Source organism: Streptomyces orinoci, assembly GCF_003121295.1.
GTDB lineage: Bacteria > Actinomycetota > Actinomycetes > Streptomycetales > Streptomycetaceae > Streptomyces > Streptomyces orinoci.
In genome coordinates this window covers 198,556-220,179 of sequence record NZ_PHNC01000008.1, presented here as the reverse complement: position 1 = coordinate 220,179, position 21,624 = coordinate 198,556, and the positions used below count along the sequence as shown (strand labels likewise).

22 protein-coding genes and 1 pseudogene are annotated in these 21,624 nt (G+C 71.8%); 10 read left to right on the top strand and 13 right to left on the bottom strand.

Going from position 1 to position 21,624, the window contains the following annotated elements; genetic code table 11:
* Positions 1-220: 220 nt before the first annotated feature.
* Both CV755_RS06340 and CV755_RS06335 read right to left on the bottom strand, forming a co-directional pair.
* Positions 221-454, bottom strand: a complete 234-nt coding sequence (locus tag CV755_RS06340; RefSeq protein ID WP_109279170.1) for a DUF397 domain-containing protein — start codon at positions 452-454, stop codon at positions 221-223.
* Positions 454-1,290 (bottom strand): helix-turn-helix domain-containing protein, encoded by an 837-nt coding sequence (locus CV755_RS06335; protein ID WP_338323619.1) that lies wholly within the window; start codon positions 1,288-1,290, stop codon positions 454-456. The genes CV755_RS06340 and CV755_RS06335 overlap by 1 nt, the downstream gene beginning before the upstream one ends.
* A gap of 299 nt (positions 1,291-1,589) precedes the next feature.
* Between CV755_RS06335 and CV755_RS06330 the strand changes: the two genes are divergently transcribed.
* Positions 1,590-2,072, top strand: coding sequence for an NUDIX domain-containing protein (locus CV755_RS06330; protein ID WP_109279168.1), 483 nt, complete (start codon positions 1,590-1,592; stop codon positions 2,070-2,072).
* On the opposite strand, the gene CV755_RS06325 is transcribed toward CV755_RS06330, so the two are convergent.
* Positions 2,054-2,938, bottom strand: coding sequence for a LysR family transcriptional regulator (locus tag CV755_RS06325; protein WP_109279258.1), 885 nt, complete (start codon positions 2,936-2,938; stop codon positions 2,054-2,056). The two genes, CV755_RS06330 and CV755_RS06325, sit on opposite strands and share 19 nt — an antisense overlap.
* A 71-nt stretch (positions 2,939-3,009) precedes the next feature.
* On the opposite strand from CV755_RS06325, the pseudogene lpdA reads away from it, so the two are divergent.
* A pseudogene (gene lpdA, locus CV755_RS06320) lies at positions 3,010-4,424 on the top strand (dihydrolipoyl dehydrogenase).
* Between the two features lie 15 nt (positions 4,425-4,439).
* Positions 4,440-6,158, top strand: coding sequence for a malto-oligosyltrehalose trehalohydrolase (gene treZ, locus CV755_RS06315; protein WP_109279167.1), 1,719 nt, complete (start codon positions 4,440-4,442; stop codon positions 6,156-6,158).
* A gap of 53 nt (positions 6,159-6,211) precedes the next feature.
* On the opposite strand, the gene CV755_RS06310 is transcribed toward treZ, so the two are convergent.
* The gene (locus CV755_RS06310) at positions 6,212-7,180 is read right to left on the bottom strand and encodes a peptidase inhibitor family I36 protein (protein WP_153068592.1); all 969 of its coding nucleotides are present in this window, start codon (positions 7,178-7,180) and stop codon (positions 6,212-6,214) included.
* 189 nt (positions 7,181-7,369) lie between these two features.
* Here CV755_RS06310 and CV755_RS06305 point away from each other — a divergent pair, with 189 nt between their 5' ends.
* Together CV755_RS06305 and CV755_RS06300 are read left to right on the top strand one after the other, a co-directional pair.
* A complete protein-coding gene (locus CV755_RS06305; protein ID WP_153068591.1) occupies positions 7,370-7,771 on the top strand; it encodes a hypothetical protein in 402 nt (133 codons plus the stop codon).
* A gap of 203 nt (positions 7,772-7,974) precedes the next feature.
* Positions 7,975-8,910: a hypothetical protein gene (locus CV755_RS06300; protein ID WP_109279164.1), complete on the top strand. Its 936-nt coding sequence runs from the start codon at positions 7,975-7,977 to the stop codon at positions 8,908-8,910.
* 133 nt (positions 8,911-9,043) lie between these two features.
* Here the strand turns inward: CV755_RS06300 and CV755_RS06290 are convergent, their stop codons facing one another.
* The 5 genes from CV755_RS06290 to CV755_RS06270 all read right to left on the bottom strand — a co-directional run bounded on the left by CV755_RS06290 (position 9,044) and on the right by CV755_RS06270 (position 13,067).
* Positions 9,044-9,358 (bottom strand): plasmid mobilization protein, encoded by a 315-nt coding sequence (locus CV755_RS06290; protein WP_109279162.1) that lies wholly within the window; start codon positions 9,356-9,358, stop codon positions 9,044-9,046.
* Positions 9,359-9,403: 45 nt separating this feature from the next.
* Complete coding sequence (msrB, locus tag CV755_RS06285; RefSeq protein WP_109279161.1) at positions 9,404-9,811, bottom strand: peptide-methionine (R)-S-oxide reductase MsrB; 408 nt, start codon at positions 9,809-9,811, stop codon at positions 9,404-9,406.
* A gap of 16 nt (positions 9,812-9,827) precedes the next feature.
* Positions 9,828-11,225 (bottom strand): UDP-N-acetylmuramate--L-alanine ligase, encoded by a 1,398-nt coding sequence (gene murC, locus CV755_RS06280; RefSeq protein WP_109279160.1) that lies wholly within the window; start codon positions 11,223-11,225, stop codon positions 9,828-9,830.
* Between the two features lie 61 nt (positions 11,226-11,286).
* A complete protein-coding gene (locus CV755_RS06275) occupies positions 11,287-11,919 on the bottom strand; it encodes a response regulator (RefSeq protein ID WP_109279159.1) in 633 nt (210 codons plus the stop codon).
* Complete coding sequence (locus CV755_RS06270) at positions 11,916-13,067, bottom strand: sensor histidine kinase (RefSeq protein WP_109279158.1); 1,152 nt, start codon at positions 13,065-13,067, stop codon at positions 11,916-11,918. Before CV755_RS06270 ends, CV755_RS06275 begins: the two co-directional genes overlap by 4 nt.
* A 176-nt stretch (positions 13,068-13,243) precedes the next feature.
* Here CV755_RS06270 and CV755_RS06265 point away from each other — a divergent pair, with 176 nt between their 5' ends.
* Together CV755_RS06265 and CV755_RS06260 are read left to right on the top strand one after the other, a co-directional pair.
* Positions 13,244-14,308 carry an ABC transporter permease gene (locus tag CV755_RS06265; RefSeq protein WP_109279157.1) on the top strand — a complete coding sequence of 355 codons (1,065 nt, stop codon included), beginning with the start codon at positions 13,244-13,246 and terminating at the stop codon, positions 14,306-14,308.
* Positions 14,309-14,349: 41 nt separating this feature from the next.
* On the top strand, positions 14,350-15,075 hold the full coding sequence (locus CV755_RS06260) for an ABC transporter ATP-binding protein (protein ID WP_109279257.1): 726 nt from the start codon (positions 14,350-14,352) through the stop codon (positions 15,073-15,075).
* 13 nt (positions 15,076-15,088) lie between these two features.
* On the opposite strand, the gene CV755_RS06255 is transcribed toward CV755_RS06260, so the two are convergent.
* Positions 15,089-15,574, bottom strand: a complete 486-nt coding sequence (locus CV755_RS06255; protein ID WP_109279156.1) for an indole-3-glycerol phosphate synthase — start codon at positions 15,572-15,574, stop codon at positions 15,089-15,091.
* Between the two features lie 172 nt (positions 15,575-15,746).
* Complete coding sequence (locus CV755_RS06250) at positions 15,747-16,526, bottom strand: pyrimidine reductase family protein (protein WP_109279155.1); 780 nt, start codon at positions 16,524-16,526, stop codon at positions 15,747-15,749.
* A gap of 121 nt (positions 16,527-16,647) precedes the next feature.
* Between CV755_RS06250 and zapE the strand changes: the two genes are divergently transcribed.
* Genes zapE through CV755_RS06235 form a run of 3 tightly spaced genes read left to right on the top strand, consistent with a single transcriptional unit; the run spans position 16,648 to position 19,380 of the window.
* The gene (zapE, locus tag CV755_RS06245) at positions 16,648-17,694 is read left to right on the top strand and encodes a cell division protein ZapE (RefSeq protein ID WP_422070512.1); all 1,047 of its coding nucleotides are present in this window, start codon (positions 16,648-16,650) and stop codon (positions 17,692-17,694) included.
* 59 nt (positions 17,695-17,753) lie between these two features.
* Positions 17,754-18,617: a polysaccharide deacetylase family protein gene (locus CV755_RS06240; RefSeq protein WP_109279153.1), complete on the top strand. Its 864-nt coding sequence runs from the start codon at positions 17,754-17,756 to the stop codon at positions 18,615-18,617.
* A 43-nt stretch (positions 18,618-18,660) separates the two neighbouring features.
* On the top strand, positions 18,661-19,380 hold the full coding sequence (locus tag CV755_RS06235) for a peptidyl-tRNA hydrolase (RefSeq protein ID WP_109279152.1): 720 nt from the start codon (positions 18,661-18,663) through the stop codon (positions 19,378-19,380).
* Positions 19,381-19,554: 174 nt separating this feature from the next.
* Here CV755_RS06235 and CV755_RS06230 read toward each other — a convergent pair whose 3' ends face one another.
* Both CV755_RS06230 and CV755_RS06225 read right to left on the bottom strand, forming a co-directional pair.
* Entirely contained in the window at positions 19,555-20,922 is a 1,368-nt protein-coding gene (locus CV755_RS06230; RefSeq protein ID WP_109279151.1) for an NsdA family TPR-like regulatory protein, read from the bottom strand.
* 141 nt (positions 20,923-21,063) lie between these two features.
* Entirely contained in the window at positions 21,064-21,513 is a 450-nt protein-coding gene (locus CV755_RS06225; protein ID WP_422070511.1) for an RNA polymerase sigma factor, read from the bottom strand.
* Positions 21,514-21,624: the final 111 nt, after the last annotated feature.

Here is a 21,624-nt window from a genome sequence, read left to right as displayed (position 1 = left end):
GCGCGGGGCGCGACTCGGGCGAGGCCCCGGACGGTTCCGAACTGGCTGCCAGGCCGGCCGGGGTTGACACCGGGCGGCTGACCCGTGCTCGGCCGGACGACCGGTCATTGCTGTGGCCTTCGCCTGCTGGGGGGAAGACGGTGTCCGTCATGACCCGCTGGCCGGGCCGGCCGGCCGCCGGGGGCAGTCCTGATGGCGCTGTTGTGCGGGAGTGAGCGCACTACTCATTGCGGAGATCCGCGACGAACGCCTTCCAGGCGGGGACGGGGGCGGTGATGGCCCGGAGGGCCGGGTTCTTGGAGTCGCGTATGGCGACCCTTTCGGGCAGCGGCGCGATCTCCAGGCATGCGTCTCCGTTCTCACGGCTGTAAGAGGACTTGAACCAGGCAACCTCCACACAATTGGATCCGTTTTGGCCGCTATAGGAGGACTTGAACCAGGACGTTTTGTTCATCACCGTGCTCGCTCTCTTGCTAGCGTTTCCAAGAACTTGGGCGTCTCACTAGGGCCCAGCGCACCTGCGCTCATGGCGTCGAACCTGCGAGTGTGCTTCCAGATTTCCGACTGCTTGTCGACCAAAGTCACCGACTTCGCTTCGTCGATTTCCACGACTGTTGGCATCGGAGGGTCGAAGTCCATGAGGACGAAATTTCCGGACGCTCGATAGGTGGGCGTCGCAAGAGGCATTATCTGCACCGTTACATTGTCCAGCTGGGCCAGTTCGGCGATCTCTGTGTACTGTTCACGCATCACCTCGTCGCTGCCGATGACCAGCCGCAAGGCGGCTTCACTCATGATGACCCTTAGTTCGACAGGATTTTGGGTCCTGGTGATCAGGCGCCTCCGCTCCATACGGAGCGCAAGGCTTTGTTCCACGAACTCGGTCGTCGTCTCCTCAACCGGTTTCGCGGTCTCGAACATGGCGCGCGCATACCTCTCAGTCTGCAACAGCCCGTACACGACCTCCGGTTGCCAGCCCCGCAGGCGCCGGGCATCCCGCTCCAGGCCAACGAACATGGCCATGCCCGACGGCATCACGTTCCGGTACGGGCTCCACCAATCCCGACTCAGCGAATCCCGCTGAATCTGCACCAGGAAGTCGATGTCCTCCTCGTCCTCAACCCCATACCGCTCGCACAGATTGCGGAGGTCCTGGACCTTGTCCAGGCTCGTCAGCCCCCGCTCCACCCGCCACAGCTTGGTCTCGCTGAAGCCCAGCCCCTCGACCGCCTGGGCGGGCGTCATACCGGCCCGGTCCCGGAGCCTGCGCAACTCCTTTCCGAGCTGCACCCTCCGAAGCGTTGGCCCTGTCTTCACTGCCATCCGTGAACCCTCCCGTGCCGGGCTCGGCAGCGCTCGTGCCCTGCTCGGGGGCCACGAATACCCCGCTCGCACGTACCCGTGCCTGCTGGCCGATACCCCTTGCCCACCGCGCAAAAACCCGTGCCCTGCACGTCGAATATGCCACTTTCAGCGATGATGTCGCTGCGGCTTGCACGCCAACTTTCGCACGCACCACGCTGGTTGTGCGGCCGAATCTCGACGTTCGGTAGTGAGCCCAAACCCCGCACAACCCGAAAGGCGCCCCCATGCCCTCACCCCGCATCCGTGCGCTGGCCCTCATCTTCAACGGTGATGGCAAAGTGCTGCTGGTATCGCCGTACAGCAAAGGCGCCCCGGACGCCGGCCGGAACTTTCAACTACCCGGCGGCACCGCTTGGGAGGACGAACCGGCGTGGCAGGCCATGGTGCGCGAGGGCAGGCGGGCGACGGGCCTGGCGCTGACGCCCGTCCGGCTTGTGCTCACCGACTTCACGCCGCGCGACCCGCGCACCTACGCACCGCCGACGATCGATTTCGTGTACCAGACGCTGACCGTTCCGGACGACACCGCCGTCCGTCTTCCCGACACCCCCGAACTGGCCGCCTATAAGTGGCTGTCGCAGCATGAGTTGCACAGCCACTGCTCCACGTACCAGACCCACCGGATCACCGCCGCCCTCTACGCCTCCCGCATCGGCAGCTGCGCCGAGTTGCACGATGGGCGGCCCGCCTACGCCGCTGCCGTATAGGTGCCACCGCACATCCGCACGAACTCCTGTACCGCCCCGATGAGTTCGTCACGTGAGAACGCCGTCTGCTCGCGCCGCCACGCCGGGGAGACCCGCACCGCCACCGCTCCCTCCACCGTCTCGGCGATCGGGAGCGGCGCGGCCACGATGCCCACGCCGGCCGCCGCCATGCGGACCGCCGTGGAGGAGTGCTCGGTCTCCAGGGCGGTCAGGGGCCGGAATCCATGCTGTGCGCAGGCCCAGTCCAGCCACCGCTGCCCCCGCACTCTCGGTTCCAGCTGACAGCGCACCCAGGCGCGGTCCGCCAGATCGGTCAAGCAGATGGGATCCGTCCGCCCGGCCAGTGGATCCCCGGCACAGGTGACGACCACGATCTCCTCATCGCCGAGCGACACCACCGGCCCGGACCACGCCTCGGGCCGGGGGCCGACCCCGATATCCGCGACGCCGCGTTCCATGCCGTCCCGCAACTCCTCGGTGGTTGTGTACTCATGGAGGTGCAACAGGACCTCCGGGAACTCCCTGCGCCACCGGGCGAACACCGGCGGAAGCATGCCGACGGCCAGCGCGTGCAGGGTCGCGATATGCAGTTCGCCACCCTCCGCCCCCGCCGCGGCCCGAGCGGCCCGGCGGGCCTGGGCCGCGCTGCGGACGGCGCGTTCGGCGTGCGGCAGGAACGCGCGCCCCATAGGCGTGAGCCCGACGCCCCGGGGCAGCCGCTCCAACAGCCGTCCGCCGACCTCCCGTTCCAGCGCCTTGATCTGATGTGAGAGCGCGGACTGGGTGACATTGAGCGCCTCGGCGGCGCGTGTAAAGGACCGCTCCTCCACCACGGCGACCAGGTATTCCATCTGCCGCAAGCTCATGAACATCACTCATCAACACGATCGGGAATTTGCGTTGGACTCATCCTCCCTGGTGGGCGGAGGGTCGGACCATGAATGAGACGGACGTCATCGTCATCGGCGGCGGCACGGGTGGGTATGGCACCGCGCTGCGCGCGGCAGGGCTCGGGCTGGAGGTCGTCCTCGCGGAACGTGACCTCGTGGGCGGTACCTGCCTGCACCGGGGCTGCATCCCGAGCAAGGCGATGCTGCATGCGGCAGAGCTCGTGGACGGCATCGCGGAGGCCCGTGAGCGGTGGGGGTGCGGGCGACGCTCGATTCCGTGGACTGGTCCGCGCTGACCGCCACCCGTGACGACATCGTCTCCCGCAACCACCGTGGTGTGGAGGGCCACTTGGCGCATGCGGGTGTACGTGTGGTGCGCGGTTCGGTCTCGCTCACCGGCTCCCGGACGGTCCAGGTGGACTCCGGCGAGGAGGCCGGGGACGGCTGGCGGGCCCGGCGCGGGATCGTGCTCGCCACCGGTTCGCGCCCGCGCACCCTGCCGGGGCTGGAGCCCGACGGCTCGCGTGTTGTCACCAGTGACGACGCGCTGTTCGCGCCCGGTTTGCCGGGGTCGGTGCTGGTGCTGGGCGGCGGGGCGATCGGCGTCGAGTACGCCTCGCTGCACCGTTCGATGGGGGCACGGGTGGTTCTGGTGGAGGCGGCCGAGCGGCTGCTGCCGCTGGAGGACGACCATGTCAGCCGCCTGCTGCGGCGCGGGCTGACGCAACGGGGCATCGAGGTGCATACGGGCGCTCGGCTGGAGGATGCGCGCCCGTACCACGACGGTGTACGGGCCACGGTCCGCACCGCGCGGGGCGAGACGCTCCAACTCGATGTGGAGCGACTGCTGGTGGCAGTGGGCCGGGTGCCCGTCACCGACGGTCTGGGCCTCGCCGCGGCGGGGCTCGTCACGGACGGGCGCGGCTATGTCGCCCCGGCCGACTGGGCTCGCCTGGAGACCTCCGTATCCGGCATTCATGTGGTGGGCGATCTGCTGCCCCCGCCGTCCCTGGGCCTGGCGCACGCCTCCTTCGCCGAGGGGCTGCTGGTGGCCGAGACCCTCGCGGGCCGGGCGTCATGGCCCGTGGACTACGCGGCCGTACCGCGCGTCACCTATTCCGCCCCGCAGACCGCATCGGTGGGGCTCACCGAGGCGGAGGCGCGGGCGCGGGGCCATGAAGTGGTGTGCAACACCATGCCGTTGGCGGCGGTGGCCAAGGGCATGGTGCATGGGCAGACCGGCGGGGTGAAGGCGGTCGCCGACCGGGACGGCCGCGTACTGGGCGTTCACCTCGTGGGCCCGCATGTCTCGGAAATGATCGCGGAGAGCCAGCTGATCGTCGGCTGGGACGCCGAGGCCGCCGATATGGCCCGGCACATCCATCCGCACCCGACGCTGTCGGAGGCGGTCGGCGAGGTCATGCTCTCGTTGGGCGGGCGGGGACTGCACCAGCGGCGGTGAGGGAAGGCTTGCCCTGTGCTGTTCGAGGTGTGGGCGCCGAACGCGTCACAAGTGACCTTGCATGTGGAGGGCCGGACGTACCGCATGGAGCGCGATCCGGCCCGCGCCGGCTGGTGGTGCGGTTCCGCTCCCCCCGGCCGCTACGGGTTCGCCCTGGACGACGGCCCCGTACTCCCCGACCCCCGGTCGCGGCGCCAGCCGGACGGGCCGGACGGCCTGAGCGCACCCCTCTCGCCCGCCTTCCCATGGCGGCATGACTGGGCGGGGCGGCCGCTGCCGGGCGCGGTGCTCTACGAACTGCACATCGGTACCTTCACCCGCGAGGGAACCTTTGACGCCGCCGCCGAACGGCTCGGTCACCTGGCCGAGTTGGGGATCACACATGTGGAACTGATGCCCGTCTGCCCATTCCCCGGCCGGCATGGCTGGGGGTACGACGGGGTGGCGCCGTGGGCCGTCCATGAACCCTACGGCGGGCCGGACGGCCTGCGCCGCTTCGTGGACGCCGCACACGGCCTCGGCCTGGGCGTGGTCCTGGACGTCGTCCACAACCACCTCGGTCCCTCCGGCAACCATCTCCCCTCCTTCGGCCCCTACTTCACCGACACCCACCACACCCCCTGGGGCGCAGCCGTCAACCTGGACGCCCCCGGATCCGCCGAGGTGCGCGCCTATCTGATCGGCAGCGCGCTGGCCTGGCTGCGCGACTACCGGCTGGACGGGCTCCGGCTGGACGCGGTGCACGCCCTGGTGGACCACGGCCCCACCCACTTCCTCGCCGAACTCTCCGCCGCAGTGGATGACTTGGCTGATTCGCTCGGCCGCCCCATCTTCCTGATCGCCGAATCCGATCTCAACGACCCCGCCCTGATCACCCCGCGCGCGGAGGGCGGCCTGGGCCTCCACGCCCAATGGAACGACGACTTCCACCACGCCCTGCATACCGCGCTCACCGGCGAATCCCAGGGCTACTACGCCGACTTCGCCGCTGACCCCGCTCACGCCCTGGCCAAGACCCTGCGCGGCGGCTACTTCCACGACGGCTCGTACTCCACCTTCCGGGGCCGCCCCCACGGCCGCCCCTTGAACCTCTCAACCACCCCCGCCCACCGTCTCCTCGCCTACACCCAGACCCACGACCAAATCGGCAACCGCGCCCTGGGTGACCGCCTCTCCGCCCACCTCTCCCCCGGCCAACTGGCCTGCGCCGCAGCGCTCGTCCTCTGCGCGCCCTTCACCCCCATGCTCTTCATGGGCGAGGAATGGGGTGCCTCCACCCCCTGGCAGTACTTCACCGACCACCAGGACCCCGAACTGGCCCGCGCCGTACGCCAGGGCCGCCGCCGCGAGTTCGCGGCCCACGGCTGGCCGGAGGAGGAGATCCCCGATCCCCAGGACCCGGCGACCCGCGAGCGGTCCTGCCTCAACTGGACCGAGCGGGAGCGGACCCCCCACGCCGAACTGCTCTCCTGGTACCGCGGGTTGATCGCCCTGCGGCTGTCCGCGCCCGAACTGACCGACCCCCACTGGAAGTACACCACGCTCGCCGTCACCAACGGCCTTGTGCACTTCCAACGCGGCCCGTACCACATCGTGGCCAACCTCACGGACCGGCCGTCCGCGCTGCGCCCGGTAACAGCACATGAGGTGATCGCGTCCTGGCGTCCTGTCGCCCCTCCCGACCCGGACGGCACACTGCAACTGCCCGCCGAGACGGCGGCGGTTCTGCGCTGACGCCATCAGGCGGCGAGGCGCTCAAAGCCCCTACGTGCTCGCCCGTTATCGCATCAAGGCGGCGTCCCCTGCGGCCAGGCATTGGCGTTGGACATCGTGTGAATGGATTGCGCCGTCTTATCGGCCGCTCCCAGCCGCGCACGCCGAGCACCAGGTTCCATGTGGTAGAAGAGGTCGCCGCCGGCATCATGCACAGGATGCCAGGCGACTTGCACACGCATGTTGTTCACCCAGGAACTCACAGCGTTCTCGTATTGACCAGTGAGCTCGTAGGTCTTCTCAAGGTCCTGGACCATAATCATCCAGCCGGGGTCCGCATTGAAGTCCGGGTTTTTGAAGAAACAGGCCCAGTGCGGCGGGCAGGCATCGGCTCCCTTGACGTTGTGAGCGACGAACCACCGGTTCGGGCCGGGCAGCCGCTCGGCGGACTCGGACTTGCCGTCCGCTGCGATGACTTCGGGAGGTCGGTAGTAGGTGGCAACCGGGGGTGCTGATACACCAGCAGTACGAACCGGTGTGTGCAAATATCCCGCCAGCCAGGCGGCAACCGCCAGCACGCCCACCACAACGGGCACCACTACGATGCACCGGCGCCAGGGCACCAGCCAGAGAGGGCAGCGCCATCGCCTCGCATGCCCAACCGGCTGACCCTGCCCGTCCGGCTCCCTGACCTCCTCCCCCGCTGGAGCCACCACCCTGCCCCGGGCGCCATTCGCACGCGCCTCGGCCAGCGCCTCCTGTCGCATGCGCTCCCAGCTCTGCCAGTTGCGGGGCCGGTAGGAACCGCCCTGCGCCCTGCGCTCCGCCCGCGCCTCCAGCGTTTCGACCAGAAACCGCAGAGCCTGTGGATCGCTCGGCACACATCTGCCGTTGAACCAGTCGCTCAGGGTCGCAACTCCCAGTGATACGGGAGGCCGTTGCGTCCTGGCCGAGCCTGATAACGAGCGGTACGAAGGGTTGCCCGCTGCACGACGCAGCTCCCTCAACGCAGCGGCGAAGCTGTCCGCGATCTTCACTTTCACGCCCCAAGGAACCCATGCCGTTCGTGACGAACTGATCACGGACGGTCTCCGAACGGATCCTAGCGACGCTGCAACCTGCATCAATGCCGTTCGGCCGAACACAACCCCGTTGCCGAACACCCCTCGGCCCCAGGGAAATAGGGCGCACCGGCCGACACCGAGTCGGCCACGATGTCAGAGGAGACCCTCATGAAGCCGATGCTTACCCGCACCGTTGGCCGGACGCTCGCAGCGGTGGCGCTCGCCGCGGCCCTGGCATCAGCCGGCGGCTATGCCTCCGCGACGGAACACAGCCCCGTGCGTGCTACGGCCGTTCAGAACCCGTCCGACGATGACTGCCCGCCCGACACCTTCTGCGCCCGAGACGATCAGGGCCACTACGCGCACTACCGTGCGGGTGCGGACGACGTCCGGGCCCAGGGATTGCACAACGGAGCAGTCTGGGGCTGGAACCGGACTCAGGCCAGCTGGTGTGCCTACAGCCAGCCCAATGGCCGCGGCGATGACAGCAAGTTCCGGTCCAACGAGTCAAAGGGCGTGCACTTCTACTCCGTGAAGCCGTCCAGGTTCGGGATCTGCTCGGGCATCTAGCAAAGGCATTGGCATGGGGGCCGGCTGTGACGAGCCAGAAGCTTCACCGGGCTCGCCACAGCCAGGACTTTGGCACCGCCCGCTGTGAGGGATCGCGGAGACGGCGGGGCCGACCCGGGCCTGGTACTCCAGCACGTCGGCTGACCCCGGTCGCCGCCACCTTCCCCCAAGGGGGGATCATCGGAGGGGAAAGGTGGAGCGAAATGGCACAGATATGGCCCGGCTGGTATGAGCCCCCCAAACCGGCGAAGGCGATGGGCTTCGGCACGATGTGGCCGGCGGCGATGGCCATGTTGGCGGCGGAAGCCGTCCTGGCCGGGACGGTGGGCATCTTCGCCGGGCTGACGCAGGAGAACACCGAGGGCGGCTATGGCGGTGTGCTCGGGATTTTTATGCTGGGTATTCTGCTGGCTCTGCTCGGCGCGGTCTGCGCCCTGCTGACAACGGCCGTGGTGGTGCCGTCCGCGCTGCTGGCCCGCTGGACGGCCCGCCGGGCCGGCCGGGCGGACGGCTGGGCCTGGTGTCTGGGCGTAGTCGCGGCGCTGGTCACGACGGCGGTGGCGGTGATCGGCGGGCTGCTGGCACTGGCCATGGGTCCGGCCGCGCCCCTGACCTACCTGGTGTGGTGGCTGGCGCTGATGGTGCTGCTGGCACCGGCGACGCTCACCGCCCGGGCGGCCCAAGTGGCCACGGCACCAAGGGTGATGGCCTTCGGCGGAGTGGGCGTGCTGGCGGTCGTGGTGGTGGGGGCGGTGCTCTTCGCCACGGGCACGGTCCGCGCCTACCAGCCGCCACGGCTCGACTCCGATGCGATGGCGCGGACTTGGAGCGACGGTCACGGCGGAACGCTGCGGCTGGCGTCCGACGGGGCGGCCTACGCGCGTGACCTGCGGGTGTACTCGGAAGGCACCCGCGACTACGACGACCGGCTTTCGCACTGCACCGGTTCGGGCCGTTGGTCGTATGAGGCCGGCCACGGCGCCCGGGGCCAGAAGCTGTCCCTGGACATCCGTGGCTGTGACCCGAATCCCCCAGGACAGTGGGAGATCGGCGGCACGCAAGGGAAGCCGAGTATCTACTACTTCGTGGGGGATCCGGACTCGGACAGCACGCACCGGCTCACCGGGGTGTCCGGCTGACTGGCCCGCCGGCAGCGGTGGATGACCTCGCGGTGGGTGGTGTGGACGGGGTTAAGAGGCAGACCCCGCGTCTTGGCCTTGCGGTCGGCGAGAGCGATGAGCATGCCGGTGTCGTATACCGGGACCCGTGCGCTCACGCGGCGCGGCCCGGCCGCGCTCCGGGGCGCTCCCGGCCGTAAACGAGGTCAAGTGCCGCCTCGACCTCCACCCGCTCCTGCTCCGTAAGTTCATCCGCGCCGGGCGTGGACGGGGAGGAGAGGCCGACGGCCTCGGCGATCAGGGAGTCCACACCGGCGAACTGCTTCTCAACGGCTTCCGTTTCGGCCATCTGCCGCGTTGCCGCGTGGACGAGATACGCGGACACGTCCATACCGGCCCGCTCCGCATGACGCCTTATGCGCTCCGCCTGCTCCTGTTCCAGGCTGATGCTGATCCTGGTCTTGGCCACCGGCCCAGTGTATGAAGCGTCATACGCGCTGCCAGCGAGCCCGGATCAGTGCTCTTCCGGCACCAGCCGCAGCGAGATCGAGTTGATGCAGTACCGCTGGTCGGTCGGCGTCGGGTAGCCCTCGCCGGAGAAGACATGGCCCAGGTGGGAGCCGCAGCGGGCGCAGCGGACCTCGGTGCGCACCATGCCGTGGGAGCGGTCTTCCAGGAGTTCGACGGCCGAGGAGTCGGCGGGGTCGTAGAAGCTGGGCCAGCCGCAGTGGCTTTCGAACTTCTCGGTGGAGCGGAAGAGTTCGGCGCCGCAGGCGCGGCAGGAGTAGACGCCCGCCGTCTTGGTGTCGGTGTACTCGCCGCGGAAGGCGGGCTCGGTGCCGGCCTGGCGGAGCACCTGGTACTCCGCCGGGGTCAGCTCGGCGCGCCACTGCTCGTCCGTCTTCTCGACCTCGTACGCCATCGGGTCGGGTCCCTTCTCAGCTCTCCAGGCGGGCGAGGATCCTCGGGCCGAGGTCCGTGACATCGCCCGCGCCCATGGTGAGAACGAGATCGCCGGGGCGGGCCATTCCCGCGATGACCTCGGGGACGGCGGCCATGGTGTGCTCGGCGCGGACCTCGGCGCCGGCCGCCCGGGCGGCGTCGATGATCAGGGCGCTGGTGATGCCGGGGACCGGGTCCTCGCGGGCCGGGTAGATGTCCAGGACCACGGAGGAGTCGGCGAGGGCGAGGGCCTGGCCCATCTCGGTGCCGAGTTCCTGGGTGCGGGAGAAGAGGTGGGGCTGGAAGACCACCAGGATGCGGGAGCCGGGGCCGGCGGCGCCGCGGATGGCCTCAAGGTCGGCGGTCATCTCGGTGGGGTGGTGGGCGTAGGAGTCGATGACCTGGACGCCGGCCGCCTCGCCCTTGAGCTGGAGGCGGCGGCCGACGCCGGTGAACTTGCCGAGGGCGGTGGCCAGTTCGTCCGCCGGGATGCCCAGGGCGATACCGGCGGCCAGGGCGGCGACGGCGTTGTGGGCGTAGTGGCGGCCGGGGACGGAGACCACGAAGGTGAGCTCGCGGCCCTTGAGGTCGATGGTGACCTCGCTGGTCAGGCCGCGGGGGGTGACCCTGAGGACGCGTACATCCGCGTTCTCGGCCTCGCCATAGGTGACGATCTCGATGTCCGGGCGGCCGGCCACCCGGGCGGTCAGCTCGCGGGCGCCGGCCTGGTCGGCGGCGATGACCAGGGTGCCGCCGGGGCGCAGCCGGCCGACAAAGGTCTCGAAGGACTCATGGATCTCGTCCATCGAGGCGTAGTTGGCGTGGTGGTCCAGCTCCACATTGAGGATGATCGCGACCTCGGGCGCGTACTTGTGGAAGCTGCGGTCGCTCTCGTCCGCCTCGGCGACAAAGATCTCGCCGTCGCCGTGCCGGGCGTTGGAGCCGGGGCCGTCGAGGTCGCCGCCGATGGCGTAGGAGGGGGCCAGGCCCAGGGCGTCCAGGGAGACGGCCAGCATGGAGGTGGTGGTGGTCTTGCCATGGGTGCCGGCCACGGCGATCGGCCGGAGGCCGTCCATCAGCCGGGCCAGCGCGTCGGAGCGGTGGACCACCGGGATGCCGCGCTCGGCGGCGGCGGCCAGCTCGGGGTTGTCCGGGCGGATGGCGCTGGAGACCACCACACAGGTGGCGTCGGCGGCCAGGTGCGCGGCGGAGTGGCCGATGTGCACGGTGGCACCGAGGGTGCGCAGCGCCTCGGCGGTGGCGGAGTCCCTGGCGTCGCTGCCCGCGACCCGGGCCCCGCGCTGGGCGAGGATCTTGGCGATCCCCGACATGCCGGCGCCGCCGATGCCGATGAAGTGCGGTCGGTCCATCGTGGCGGGGACGGCCGGTGCCATGTGCGGTGCTCCCTGGGTCGGTGGGTGGGACTGCTGCCTGGGTGTGGCTGGAGAGATTGTCTCAGACCGGGCGGATCAGCCCGGCCGCCAGGCCCGCCGCGATGGCCGCGGTGCGGCTGTCCACGCCGAGCTTGCCGTAGATGTGCACCAGGTGGGTCTTGACGGTGGCCTCGCTGATGAACAGCCGGCGGGAGATCTGCCGGTTGGCCAGGCCCTCGGCCAGCAGGCCCAGGATCTCGGTCTCGCGCGGGGTCAGGGCGGGACGGCCGCCGGTGCGTACCCGGCCCAGCAGGCGGGCGGCGACCGGCGGGGCGAGGACGGTCTCGCCGCGGGCGGCGGCGTGCACGGCGGCGGCCAGTTCCTCGGGCGGGGCGTCCTTGAGCAGATAGCCGGTGGCGCCCGCTTCGACCGCGGCCAGGATGTCGGCGTCGGTGGAGTAGGTGGTGAGGATCAGCACAGCGGGCGGCCGGGGCAGGGCGGTGATGCGGCGGGTGGCCTCCACGCCGTGCATTCCGGTGCCCATCTGGAGATCCATGAGGACCACATCCGGGCGCGGGCCGGTTTCCAGCAGGCGCAGCGCCTCGGCGCCGTCGGCGGCCTCGCCGACCGCGGTGACCTCGGGCAGCTCGTCCACCAGGGCGCGCAGGCCGCGCCGGACCACCGGGTGGTCGTCCACCAGCAGTACGCGGATCATGACGCGGCCACCGGCAGTACGGCCGCCACGGCGGTGCCCTCCCCGGGCGCGGACTCCACGCTGAGGGTGCCGCCCAGCTCGGCGATCCGCTCCCGCATGCCGTGCAGGCCGAAGCGGCCGGTGGCGGTGCCCGGGGTGAAGCCGGCCCCGTCGTCGAAGACGTCCAGGGTGACCTGGTCCCGGTGGAAGGCCAGGGTGACCGCGGTGTGCTCGGCCCGGGCGTGCCGGGCGACATTGGCCAGCGCCTCCTGGGTCAGCCGCAGCAGCGCCACCTCGGCCTGGACCGGCAGTTTGCGGGGCTCGCCGTCCAGGCGGAAGACGGCGCCCGGCACGGTCCGCTCGGTGACCCGGCGCAGCGCCTCCGGCAGCGGCGCCTCCTCCAGCGCGGGCGGGGTGAGCCCGGCCACAAAGCGGCGGGCCTCGGCGAGGTTGTCGGCGGCGGTGCGCCCTATCTCGCGGAGCCGGTCGGCCGCCGGGCCGGGCGGGGCGCCCTCCCCCGCCCTGGCCAGCAGGACGATGCTGGACAGGCCCTGGGCGAGGGTGTCGTGGATCTCGCGGGCCAGCCGCTGCCGCTCGGCCAGCCGTCCGGCCTCCCGCTGGGCGGCGGCCAGCTCGTCGCGGGTGCGTACCAGGTCGTCGATCAGGCGCTGGCGCTGCCGGCTCTCCCGGTAGAGGGCGGCGTAGCCGTAGGCGGTGAGGATGGCCACCCCGGCCCCGGCCGCCGGGCCGATCACCTTGGCGGTGGTCAGGCCGCCGGGCCCGGTGGCCTGGACGGCGATCACCGCGCCGGTGGCGGCGGCGATGGCGGGGTGCGCCCAGCGCACCGGCAGCAGGTGCAGAAAGAGGAAGAACAGCGGGAAGGCCAGATAGCTGAAGCCGCGGTCCAGCAGCAGGAGCAGCAGCCACAGGCCGGTGACGGCCGCCAGCCAGGCCCCGGCCCAGGCCCCGGCCGGCCGGCGCCGCTCGCGGGCCACGCCCAGGGCGTAGACCGCCGCCAGCAGCAGGCCGGGCGGGAGGGCGGGCAGTCCGGCGGTGGCCAGGCCCACGCCCAGCAGGACGAAGAACGCGCCGTGCAGCGCGTAGCGCACCAGCCGCAGCGGGGACGCGGCGGCGGGTGGGTGCGCGGTGAGCGGGGCGGGGTGGTTCACCTCATCGAGCGTACGGGCACGGCGGCGGGTGCCTTCCTCCGTTCTGGTCAACCGTTCGATTGATTTCGGGGTGCACCGTACGGACGGGTCCGGGACCGCTCCTTGTCCCGATGGCGGCCGGCGTTCAAGCGGACAGGCTGGGGGCGTTGTCGTTCGAGACCCCTGGAGGGTTTGCGTTGTTTGTCGCGCTCCGTGACATCCGGTTCGCCCGGGGGCGGTTTGCCCTGATGGGCACGGTGGTGTTGCTGATCACATTGCTGGTGGTCTTTCTGCATGGACTGACCGCCGGGCTGGCCCGGGAGGCCACCTCGGCGGTGGCCGAGCTGCCCGCCGGCCGGATCGTCTTCGGCGCCCCGCAGGGGGCCACGCCGGAGGTGTCCTTCACCAACAGCACGGTGGACCGGCGCCAGGCCGCGGCCTGGCGCGCCGCGGCGGGGGTGACGGCGGCGGAGCCCTTCGGGGTGGCCATGAACCGGCTGACGGCGCGGGGCACGGCGGCCTCGGTGAGCCTCTTCGGCAGCGGGGAGCGGCTGCTGCCCCCGCTGCGCTCGGGCACCGCGCCCGGGGACGGGGGGCTGGCGGTCGGCGAGGGGCTGGCCCGCAAGCAGGGCCTGCGCGTCGGCGACGCGGTCACCGTGGGGGCGGAGCGGCTGACGGTGACCGCTCTGACCGCCGACCGCAGCTACGGCCATGCGCCCGCCGCCTGGACCACCCTGGCCGCCTGGCAGCGGATCACCCACCAGCCACAGCCCACCGCGCTGGCGGTGACCGGTGACGGCCGTCCGTCCGGGCCCGCCGCCCGCGGCACCCGGGCGGTCGGCCTGGGGCAGGCGCTGGACGGCATCGACGGCTATGCCGCCGAGCATGGCACCCTGCGGATGATCCAGGGCTTTCTGCTGGCGGTCAGCGCCCTGGTGGTGGGCGCCTTCTTCACCGTGTGGACGGTGCAGCGGCGCCCGGACATCGCGGTGCTCAAGGCGGTTGGCGCGAGCGGGGGTTACCTGGTACGCGACGCCCTCGCCCAGGCGCTGGCGGTACTGCTGGCGGGCACGGTGCTGGGCGGGGCGGCCGGGGCACTGGGCGGCCGGCTGGCCGCCCGGGCGGTGCCCTTCGAACTGGACGCGGGCGGGGTGGCCCTCCCGGTGGTGGCCATGGTGCTGCTCGGCCTGGCGGGTTCGGCACTGGCCGTCCGCCGCATCACTTCCGTCGATCCGCTGACCGCCCTGGGAGCGGCCCGGTGAACGCCGCGGAGCACGCCTTGCCGAACGTCCAGGAGAACGCCATGACCCACCGCCCGGATACCGCCGTGAAAGAACCCGCACCGGAGAACCCCGTGAGGAACCCGCTGAGTCTGGAGGGTGTCACCCTCCGCTATCCCGATGGTGAGCGTCCGCTGACCGCGCTGGACCAGGTCTCCCTGGAGGTCGAGGCGGGCGAGATGGTCGCCGTGGTCGGTCCCTCGGGGTCCGGGAAGTCCAGTCTGCTGGCGGTGGCGGCCACCCTGCTGCGCGCGGACTCCGGGCGGGTGGCCGTTGCCGGGGTGGACGTCAGCACGCTCAGCGCCCGGCAGCGCACCCGGCTGCGCCGGGAGCGGATCGGGATTGTGTTCCAACAGGCCAATCTGCTCCCCTCGTTGACGGCCGAGGAGCAACTGCTGGCGGTGGCCCGGCTGCGTGGCGAGCGTCTGGCCGCCGCCCGGCCCCGGGCGCGTCAACTGCTGGAGTCGGTGGGGCTGGAGAGCGGCAAGTGGCACCGCCGCCCACACCAGTTGTCGGGGGGCGAGCGGCAACGCGTCAATATCGCCCGGGCGTTGACCGGCGGACCGTCCGTGCTGCTGGTGGACGAGCCGACCTCGGCGCTGGACCGTCAACGCGGGGAGCAGGTAGTGGAGTTGCTGACCGAGGTGACCCGGCGGCACGGCACCGCGACCGTACTGGTCACCCATGACCGCCGGGCGGCCGGCCGGGCCGCCCGGGTGCTGACCATGACCGACGGCCGGCTGAGCTGACGGCAGCGGGCGCTCAGCCGGCCTGCGCGGGCTCCTCGTCGTTGTGGGCGTAGAGCTTGAGCACCGGGACGCCCACCTTGTGCCGGGCCCTGGACGCCCAGTCGCGGTGGAAGAACTCCTCCACCAGGTGCGGGGCGGTGAGCACGATCACCTCGTCGGCATGGGTCTGTTCCACCACCGAGCGCAGCAGGTCCAGCGGATGGTCGTCGATGATCTGGCCCACCGCCTCACAGCCCGCCTCCCGCAGGGCGCGCAGCGAGTGCTCCAGGGCGAGCGCGGCGGGCCGCAGCGCCTCCTCGCCCTCCGGCTCGTCCGCCTCGTGCACGGCCTGTTCCAGTTCGCCGAGCGCCACATCGTCGATGGCCCGCAGCAGCCGGTCCTCCCTGCCTCTGGGCTGCATCAGCACCACGAACGACAGGTCGTCGTCGTGCAGGCCGGTGACGAACTCGACATCGGTCGCCGACAGCGGCTGCTCGATCATCAATACGCTCGTGAACACGGTGGGAGCCCTTCTTCTCCGTGGGCCACCGGCCCAACAGAAACCATCCTGCGTGTGCTCCCCGTGAACCGGCTCGGGTATCCGGACTTGTTTGCGCCCACTGCCCTCGGGGGAGCGTCAGAGTCAAGTCTGCCCAGCGGGCAGCAAGCGGAACAGGCGATTCCGCCGATTGTCAGATCCTTCGGTAGGTGGTGAAGAGGAAGCCCTCCTCCTCCAGCACCGAGCGCAGTGCGAAGCGCTCGGGCACCAGCAGCGGTGGGCCGCCGGCGATCCTGGGCGCGGTGCCCGCGGCGATCATCGGGGCCAGCGACAGGCACAGCTCGTCCAGCACCCCGGCGCCCGCGAACTGGCCCAGCAGCTTGGGCCCGCCCTCGGTGAGCAGCCTGGTCAGGCCGCGCCCGGCCAGCACGGCCGGTATCCGCCGGACGTCCACCATCCGCCCCTCACCGCAGACGATCACCTCGGCGCCGCTTTTACGGGCCCGGTCCAGCCGGTCCGCGGGGGCGGCGGAGCCGGTCAGCACGATGGTGGGCACCAGCGGTTCGGTGAACAGCGGAAGACCGAAGTCCAGGTCGAGCCCGGCGCTCACCACCGCGATCACCGGCGCGGGCCCCTGGCCGCGCGCCGCCCGGGCGGCGGCGAACGCCTCCCGGGCCCTGGCCGGCCGGTAGCCCTCCTGCCGCGCCGTCTCCGCGCCCACCACCACCGCGTCGGCCAGGCCGCGCAGGGTGCCGAAGATCCGCATATCGGCGGGGCAGGACAGCGGCTGGGAGCGGCCCTCGTGGTGGGCCGCGCCGTCCAGCGAGGAGACCATGTTGGCGCGCAGCCAGCCATGACCGTCCTCGGTGGTGTCGGGGTAGGCGTAGGCGTCCGCCAGTTCGTCCAGCCCCCATTCACGGTCCTCGAAATCGGCGGCGGTGGCAGGGGCCGGGGACGGGAACAGGCGTCGCATGGCCGCAGTGTGACATGCCTCGCCCCGCTCCGGGCGGCGGGTCAGCTTTTACGCACTACCCTGGAGCGTTGTGTCCTCCACCGCATCACTCTCAGGAGCCGGTCCCTCCGACCAGGGACCGATAGCGCTGACCTCGCGCGCCCCCCAGGTACCGGCCGACCGCCTGGTCGCCGAGCTGGTGCCGCCGCCGCGCTTCGACTCGGTCCGGTTCGACACCTATCTGCCCGACCCCAACCAGCCCAGCCAGACCGAGGCGGTGCGGGTGCTGGACGCCTTCGCGGCCGGCCTGGGCGGCGGCGCGGCGGCGGACGGGGCCGGGCGCAGGCGCTGGTTCCGGCGCGAGCCCAAGGCGGCCGCGGCCGCCGGGCCGCGCGGCGTCTACCTGGACGGCGGCTATGGCGTGGGCAAGACGCATCTGCTGGCCTCGCTGTGGCACGCCACCCAGGCGCCGCCGGAGCGCAAGGCCTTCGGCACCTTTGTGGAGCTGACCAATCTGGTGGGGGCGCTGGGCTTCCAGCAGACGGTGCAGACGCTCAGCGGCCACCGGCTGCTGTGCATCGACGAGTTCGAGCTGGACGACCCGGGCGACACGGTGCTGGTCTCCAGCCTGCTGGCCAGGCTGGTGGAGGCGGGGGTGGCGCTGGCCGCCACCTCCAACACACTGCCGGGCAAGCTGGGCGAGGGCCGGTTCGCGGCAGCGGACTTCCTGCGCGAGATCCAGGGCCTGTCCGCGCACTTCCGCCCGCTGCGGATCGACGGCGAGGACTACCGGCACCGGGGGCTGCCGCAGGCCCCGGATCCGTACGAGGACGAGACGGTCAAGCGGGTGGCGCACTCGGTCGCGGGCGCCTCGCTGGACGACTTCCCCGGGCTGCTGGGGCATCTGTCCAAGGTGCACCCCAGCCGGTACGGGGCCATGTGCGACGGGGTACGGGCGGTGTGCCTGACCGGAGTGGAGCCGGTGCCGGACCAGTCCACGGCGCTGCGGCTGGTGGTGCTGGCGGACCGGCTCTACGACCGTGAGGTGCCGGTGGTGGCCTCGGGGCGGCCGTTTGACGCGCTGTTCAGCGAGGAGATGCTGCGGGGGGGTTACCGGAAGAAGTACTTCCGGGCTATTTCGCGGCTTACGGCGCTGGCGCGGGATTCGCGGCGGTTGGTGGAGGGGTAGCGGTGCGGTTCGGGTGGGGGCCGTCGGTGGCTGGTCGCGCCCACGCGGCGGAGCCGCATATGTATCAGCCCCGCGCCCCTTACGGGGCACCCCTGAAACGCGCGGCAGCGCTTGTCGTGGGCTGTGTGCTCGCGGCGACGGGCTGCGGTGGCGGCGGGGCCGCGTCCAAGTCCGCCCCCACCCACAGCGCGGCCGCACCCCCCGCCTCGCCGAGCGCCACCCCCATACCCACCCTCCCGCCGAAAGCGGACGGCACCACCCCGGTCTTTGCGCACGGCAAGCGCGGGGCCAAGCTCATCGCGCTCACCTTCGACGCCGATATGACCGCGGACGAGGGCGGGCGCGCCGCCCGCGGTGAGCGGTTCGACAATCCCGAACTCATCGCCACGCTGAGGCAGTTGAAGGTTCCGGCCACCATCTTTATGACCGGCAGATGGGCCGACCAGTATCCGGACGAGGCCAAGTCCATAGGCGCGGACCCGCTGTTCGAGGTGGCCAACCACTCCTACAGCCACCATGCCTTCGCCACCCCCTGCTATGGCCTGCCCAAGGTCTCCACCGGCGCCGTCCGGGACGATGTGGAGCGTGCCTTCGATGCCTTCCGGCGGGCCGGAGTGCGGCACACCGTGCCCTACTTCCGCTTTCCGGGCGGCTGTTATGACGACGCGGTGCTCAAGGCCCTGGGCCCGGTCCAGGTGACCGCCGTGCAGTGGGATGTGATCAGCGGCGACGCCTTCGCCGGACGCCCCGGCCCGGTGGCCGAGGAGGTGCTGGCCAAGGCGCGTCCGGGCTCGGTGGTGGTGATGCACTGTACCCACAGCGCGGCGCCCGCCACCGAGGCCGCGGTGCGTACCGTGGTGCCCCGGCTGCGCGCCCGCGGCTACCGGCTGGTGCGGGTCTCGGACCTGATCGGCGGCCGCTGACCGGGCCGCGGGGCGGTCGCGGGGCTGCTGGCAGACTGGACGGATGACCAGTCCGGACACCGCCGCCCAGCTCACCGCCGACCCCCGGGACGCCGCTCCCCAGTTTGTGCTGCCCCTGGTGGTGCGCATCGAGAAGAGCGCACCCCCGGCGCGTACCGACGCCCTGGAGACCGCGGCGCGGGCGGTGCTCGCCCTGCTGTCGGACGAGCGGTCGCTGAGCCGGGACGGGGTGGACGGCGAGTGGGCGCGGGCGGTGCGCGACTGGCAGGACGCCCGGATCCGCAAGGTGGTGCGGCGGGCGCGCGGCGCCGAGTGGCGCAAGGCGGCCGCGCTGCCGGGGATCACCGTGACCGGCGCCGCCGCCGAGGTGCGGGTCTTCCCGCCGGTGCCCCTGGACGGCTGGCCCAGGGAGCTGGTCAAGCTCCAGGTCTCGGGCACCGAGCTGGATGATCCCGGGCCGCCCGCCGCTCCGGAGCAGGGGCGGCCGGTGCTGTGGCTCAACCCGGCGCTGGAGATGTCGGCCGGCAAGGCCATGGCCCAGGCCGGGCACGGTGCCCAGCTGGCCTGGTGGGCGCTGGACCAGGCCGGGCGGGCCGCCTGGCGGGCGGCGGGCTACGCGCTGGCGGTGCGCACCGCGCCCCGCGAGCGGTGGGCGGAGCTGACCGGCAGCGGGCTGCCGGTCGTCCGGGACGCGGGCTTCACCGAGATCGACCCGGGTTCGATGACCGTGGTCGCGGATCACCCCGCCCTGCGCGGGCGCTAGGGCCAGGGGCCTGCCTGATGGCTCTTGGGGCGCCCCGTCAGGGGCGCGGGGCGGCTGCATCGTGCGGCTCCGCCGCGTGGGCGCGACCAGCCGCCGACGGCCCGCACGTGATACGCGACCCAGCGACGGCACGGCCCATGAGCCGTCAGACATTGCCCAGCGGCACGGCCGCGCTCAGATCGCCGGGATCCCGGCCAGGAAGGCCATCAGGTCACGTACCTCCTGCGCCTCTGTGAAGGGCGCGAAGCGCCGCCGGTACTGGGCGACCAGGCAGGCCGGCACCCGGTCGAACAGGGCCATTGCCCGCCGGGCGGTGCGCACCGCCGACTCGGTGTCGTTCAGGGCGAGTTGGGCATCGACCACGGCCAGCAGGTCGCGGGCGGCCAGCAGGGTGGGGCGGGACGGTCCGGCGGCGGGGCGCGGTGGGTCGCCCAGCAGCGGGGTGAAGTGTTCCAGGGCCCGTTTGGGCTGGCCCGCGTCCAGCCAGGCGCGGCCGGCGGCGACGGCCAGCCAGCGCTCGTCCACCGGGTCGCAGACCGGGGACGGGCCGTGGCTCGCGTCGGCGGGGGCGGCGTCCAGGGCCGCGGCGGCGCGGTCCAGGGCGCGGGCGGCGGCGATGATCTCGCCGCGCCGGGCGTGCCCGCGGGCGGCGTGGCTGTGCAGGACGGCGGCCAGCGCGGGGGGCGGCTGGGGGGTGACGATACGGGCCGCGTCGATGATGGTGAGCGCCTCCTGTGGTTCCCCGGCGTCGATATGGCTCCAGGCCAGGTCGGCCAGGCAGGCGGAGACGGTGGGGGCACAGCCGGCCCGGGCGGCGGCGCGGGCGGCGGCCAGATAGTAGCGCTCGGCCCGGACCTCCTCCCCCAGGCATTTGCTGATCAGCCCGCAGAGGTGGGCGATGCGGGCGGTGACCAGGAGCAGCCGGGTGCCGGTCCCGGCGTCGTATCCGCTGTCCGCCAGCAGGGCGCTGGTGAGGGCGTATTCGGCGCGGGCGACCCGGTAGAGGGTGACCGGGTTGACGGCCGGGACCAGGGCGTACAGCTGGCGGGAGCGGTCCTCGACCACGCCGACGGCCTCGGGGGTCAGCGGCAGTTTGCCCTCGGCGGGCGAGGGGCCGGGGCCGGTGACGGTGGCGATGGTCTCCCGGAGGAAGGAGGCCAGGGCGGGGCCGGTGACCGCGAGCCGGTAGTGGGCCAGCCGGACAATGGGGCGTTCCTTGTCCCGTACCGCCTCCACGGTTTCCTCATGGGTGCGGGAGCGGGCGGCGCGGGAGGCGGCGGCGGTGCCCAGCCGCAGCCAGTGCGGCCAGCCCAGGCGCTGCACCTCCTCCTCGGGCACCTGGTGGATATGGGCTATGGAGAGCTGGGTATTGAGGTCGGGGGGTATGCCCTGGGTCTCCCAGCGGGAGACCTTCTCACGACGTCGGTGAAGCTTTCCGAAGCCGAGTGCCTCATGGGTGTCGGCGACGAGCTCCGCGTAGGAGAGCTGGGTGTCGCCGGTCAGGGCACGTAATTGCGCCAGGGGGTGTCGGGGCCGTGACATCGGGGGACGCCTTCCGTGAACGTGGGCACCCACGGCCTGCCCTGGTGGGGCGTCAGCCGCGGGGCACTGGACCGGACATACCCCACCTTATGATCATATCGGCTGGTCCGTCCAGCACGCCTTCCAGCCGGTGACGCTCCGCTACGCGGACCGGGGATGCCAGGCGTCCTGGAAGTGGCGGCGGGCGCGGTGCAGCCGGGAGCGGACGGTGCCCACCGGCAGCGCCAGGGTCGCCGCCATCTCCTGCTCGTTCATGCCGTAGACGGCGCGCAGGGTCAGCACCTCCCGGTGCTGGTCGGAGAGCCGGTCCAGCACATCGGTGATATGCACCCGGTCCAGCGACCCGGCGTCCTGGGCGACTTCGGGCAGGCCGTCGGCCGGCGCCCGGTCCATGCGCCGGGAGGTACGGACAGCCTCCCGCACGGTGACCGCCTTGACCCAGCCGTAGAAGGCGGTGGGCTCCCTGAGGCCCCTGATGCCCCGGTAGATGGCGAGCATCGCCTCCTGGGCGGCGTCGGAGCTGTGCCCGCGGGCAATGGGCAGGCACAGCCGGCCGACAAAGGGGGCGATGTGCCCCAGCAGATCGTTCATGGCCTGCCGGTCCCCGGCCTGCGCACGCGGCAGTACCGCGGCTATGGGAAAGGCGTGCGGGTCCTTCGACGTACTCACTTCAGGCGCTCCCGAACTCGGCCTGGAAACACG

What these genes read in the sequence shown, in the direction of transcription:
- CV755_RS06330 (WP_109279168.1), top strand. Translation starts at nt 1,590, where the DNA reads ATGCCCTCACCCCGCATCCGTGCGCTGGCCCTCATCTTCAACGGTGAT.
- CV755_RS06240 (WP_109279153.1), top strand. Translation starts at nt 17,754, where the DNA reads ATGTATCAGCCCCGCGCCCCTTACGGGGCACCCCTGAAACGCGCGGCA.
- CV755_RS06235 (WP_109279152.1), top strand. Translation starts at nt 18,661, where the DNA reads ATGACCAGTCCGGACACCGCCGCCCAGCTCACCGCCGACCCCCGGGAC.
- CV755_RS06230 (WP_109279151.1), bottom strand. Translation starts at nt 20,922, where the DNA reads ATGTCACGGCCCCGACACCCCCTGGCGCAATTACGTGCCCTGACCGGC.
- CV755_RS06325 (WP_109279258.1), bottom strand. Translation starts at nt 2,938, where the DNA reads ATGAGCTTGCGGCAGATGGAATACCTGGTCGCCGTGGTGGAGGAGCGG.
- CV755_RS06275 (WP_109279159.1), bottom strand. Translation starts at nt 11,919, where the DNA reads ATGATCCGCGTACTGCTGGTGGACGACCACCCGGTGGTCCGGCGCGGC.
- CV755_RS06300 (WP_109279164.1), top strand. Translation starts at nt 7,975, where the DNA reads ATGGCACAGATATGGCCCGGCTGGTATGAGCCCCCCAAACCGGCGAAG.
- CV755_RS06250 (WP_109279155.1), bottom strand. Translation starts at nt 16,526, where the DNA reads ATGCGACGCCTGTTCCCGTCCCCGGCCCCTGCCACCGCCGCCGATTTC.
- CV755_RS06225 (WP_422070511.1), bottom strand. Translation starts at nt 21,513, where the DNA reads ATGAACGATCTGCTGGGGCACATCGCCCCCTTTGTCGGCCGGCTGTGC.
- CV755_RS06340 (WP_109279170.1), bottom strand. Translation starts at nt 454, where the DNA reads ATGAACAAAACGTCCTGGTTCAAGTCCTCCTATAGCGGCCAAAACGGA.
- CV755_RS06305 (WP_153068591.1), top strand. Translation starts at nt 7,370, where the DNA reads ATGAAGCCGATGCTTACCCGCACCGTTGGCCGGACGCTCGCAGCGGTG.
- msrB (WP_109279161.1), bottom strand. Translation starts at nt 9,811, where the DNA reads ATGGCGTACGAGGTCGAGAAGACGGACGAGCAGTGGCGCGCCGAGCTG.
- CV755_RS06260 (WP_109279257.1), top strand. Translation starts at nt 14,350, where the DNA reads ATGACCCACCGCCCGGATACCGCCGTGAAAGAACCCGCACCGGAGAAC.
- murC (WP_109279160.1), bottom strand. Translation starts at nt 11,225, where the DNA reads ATGGCACCGGCCGTCCCCGCCACGATGGACCGACCGCACTTCATCGGC.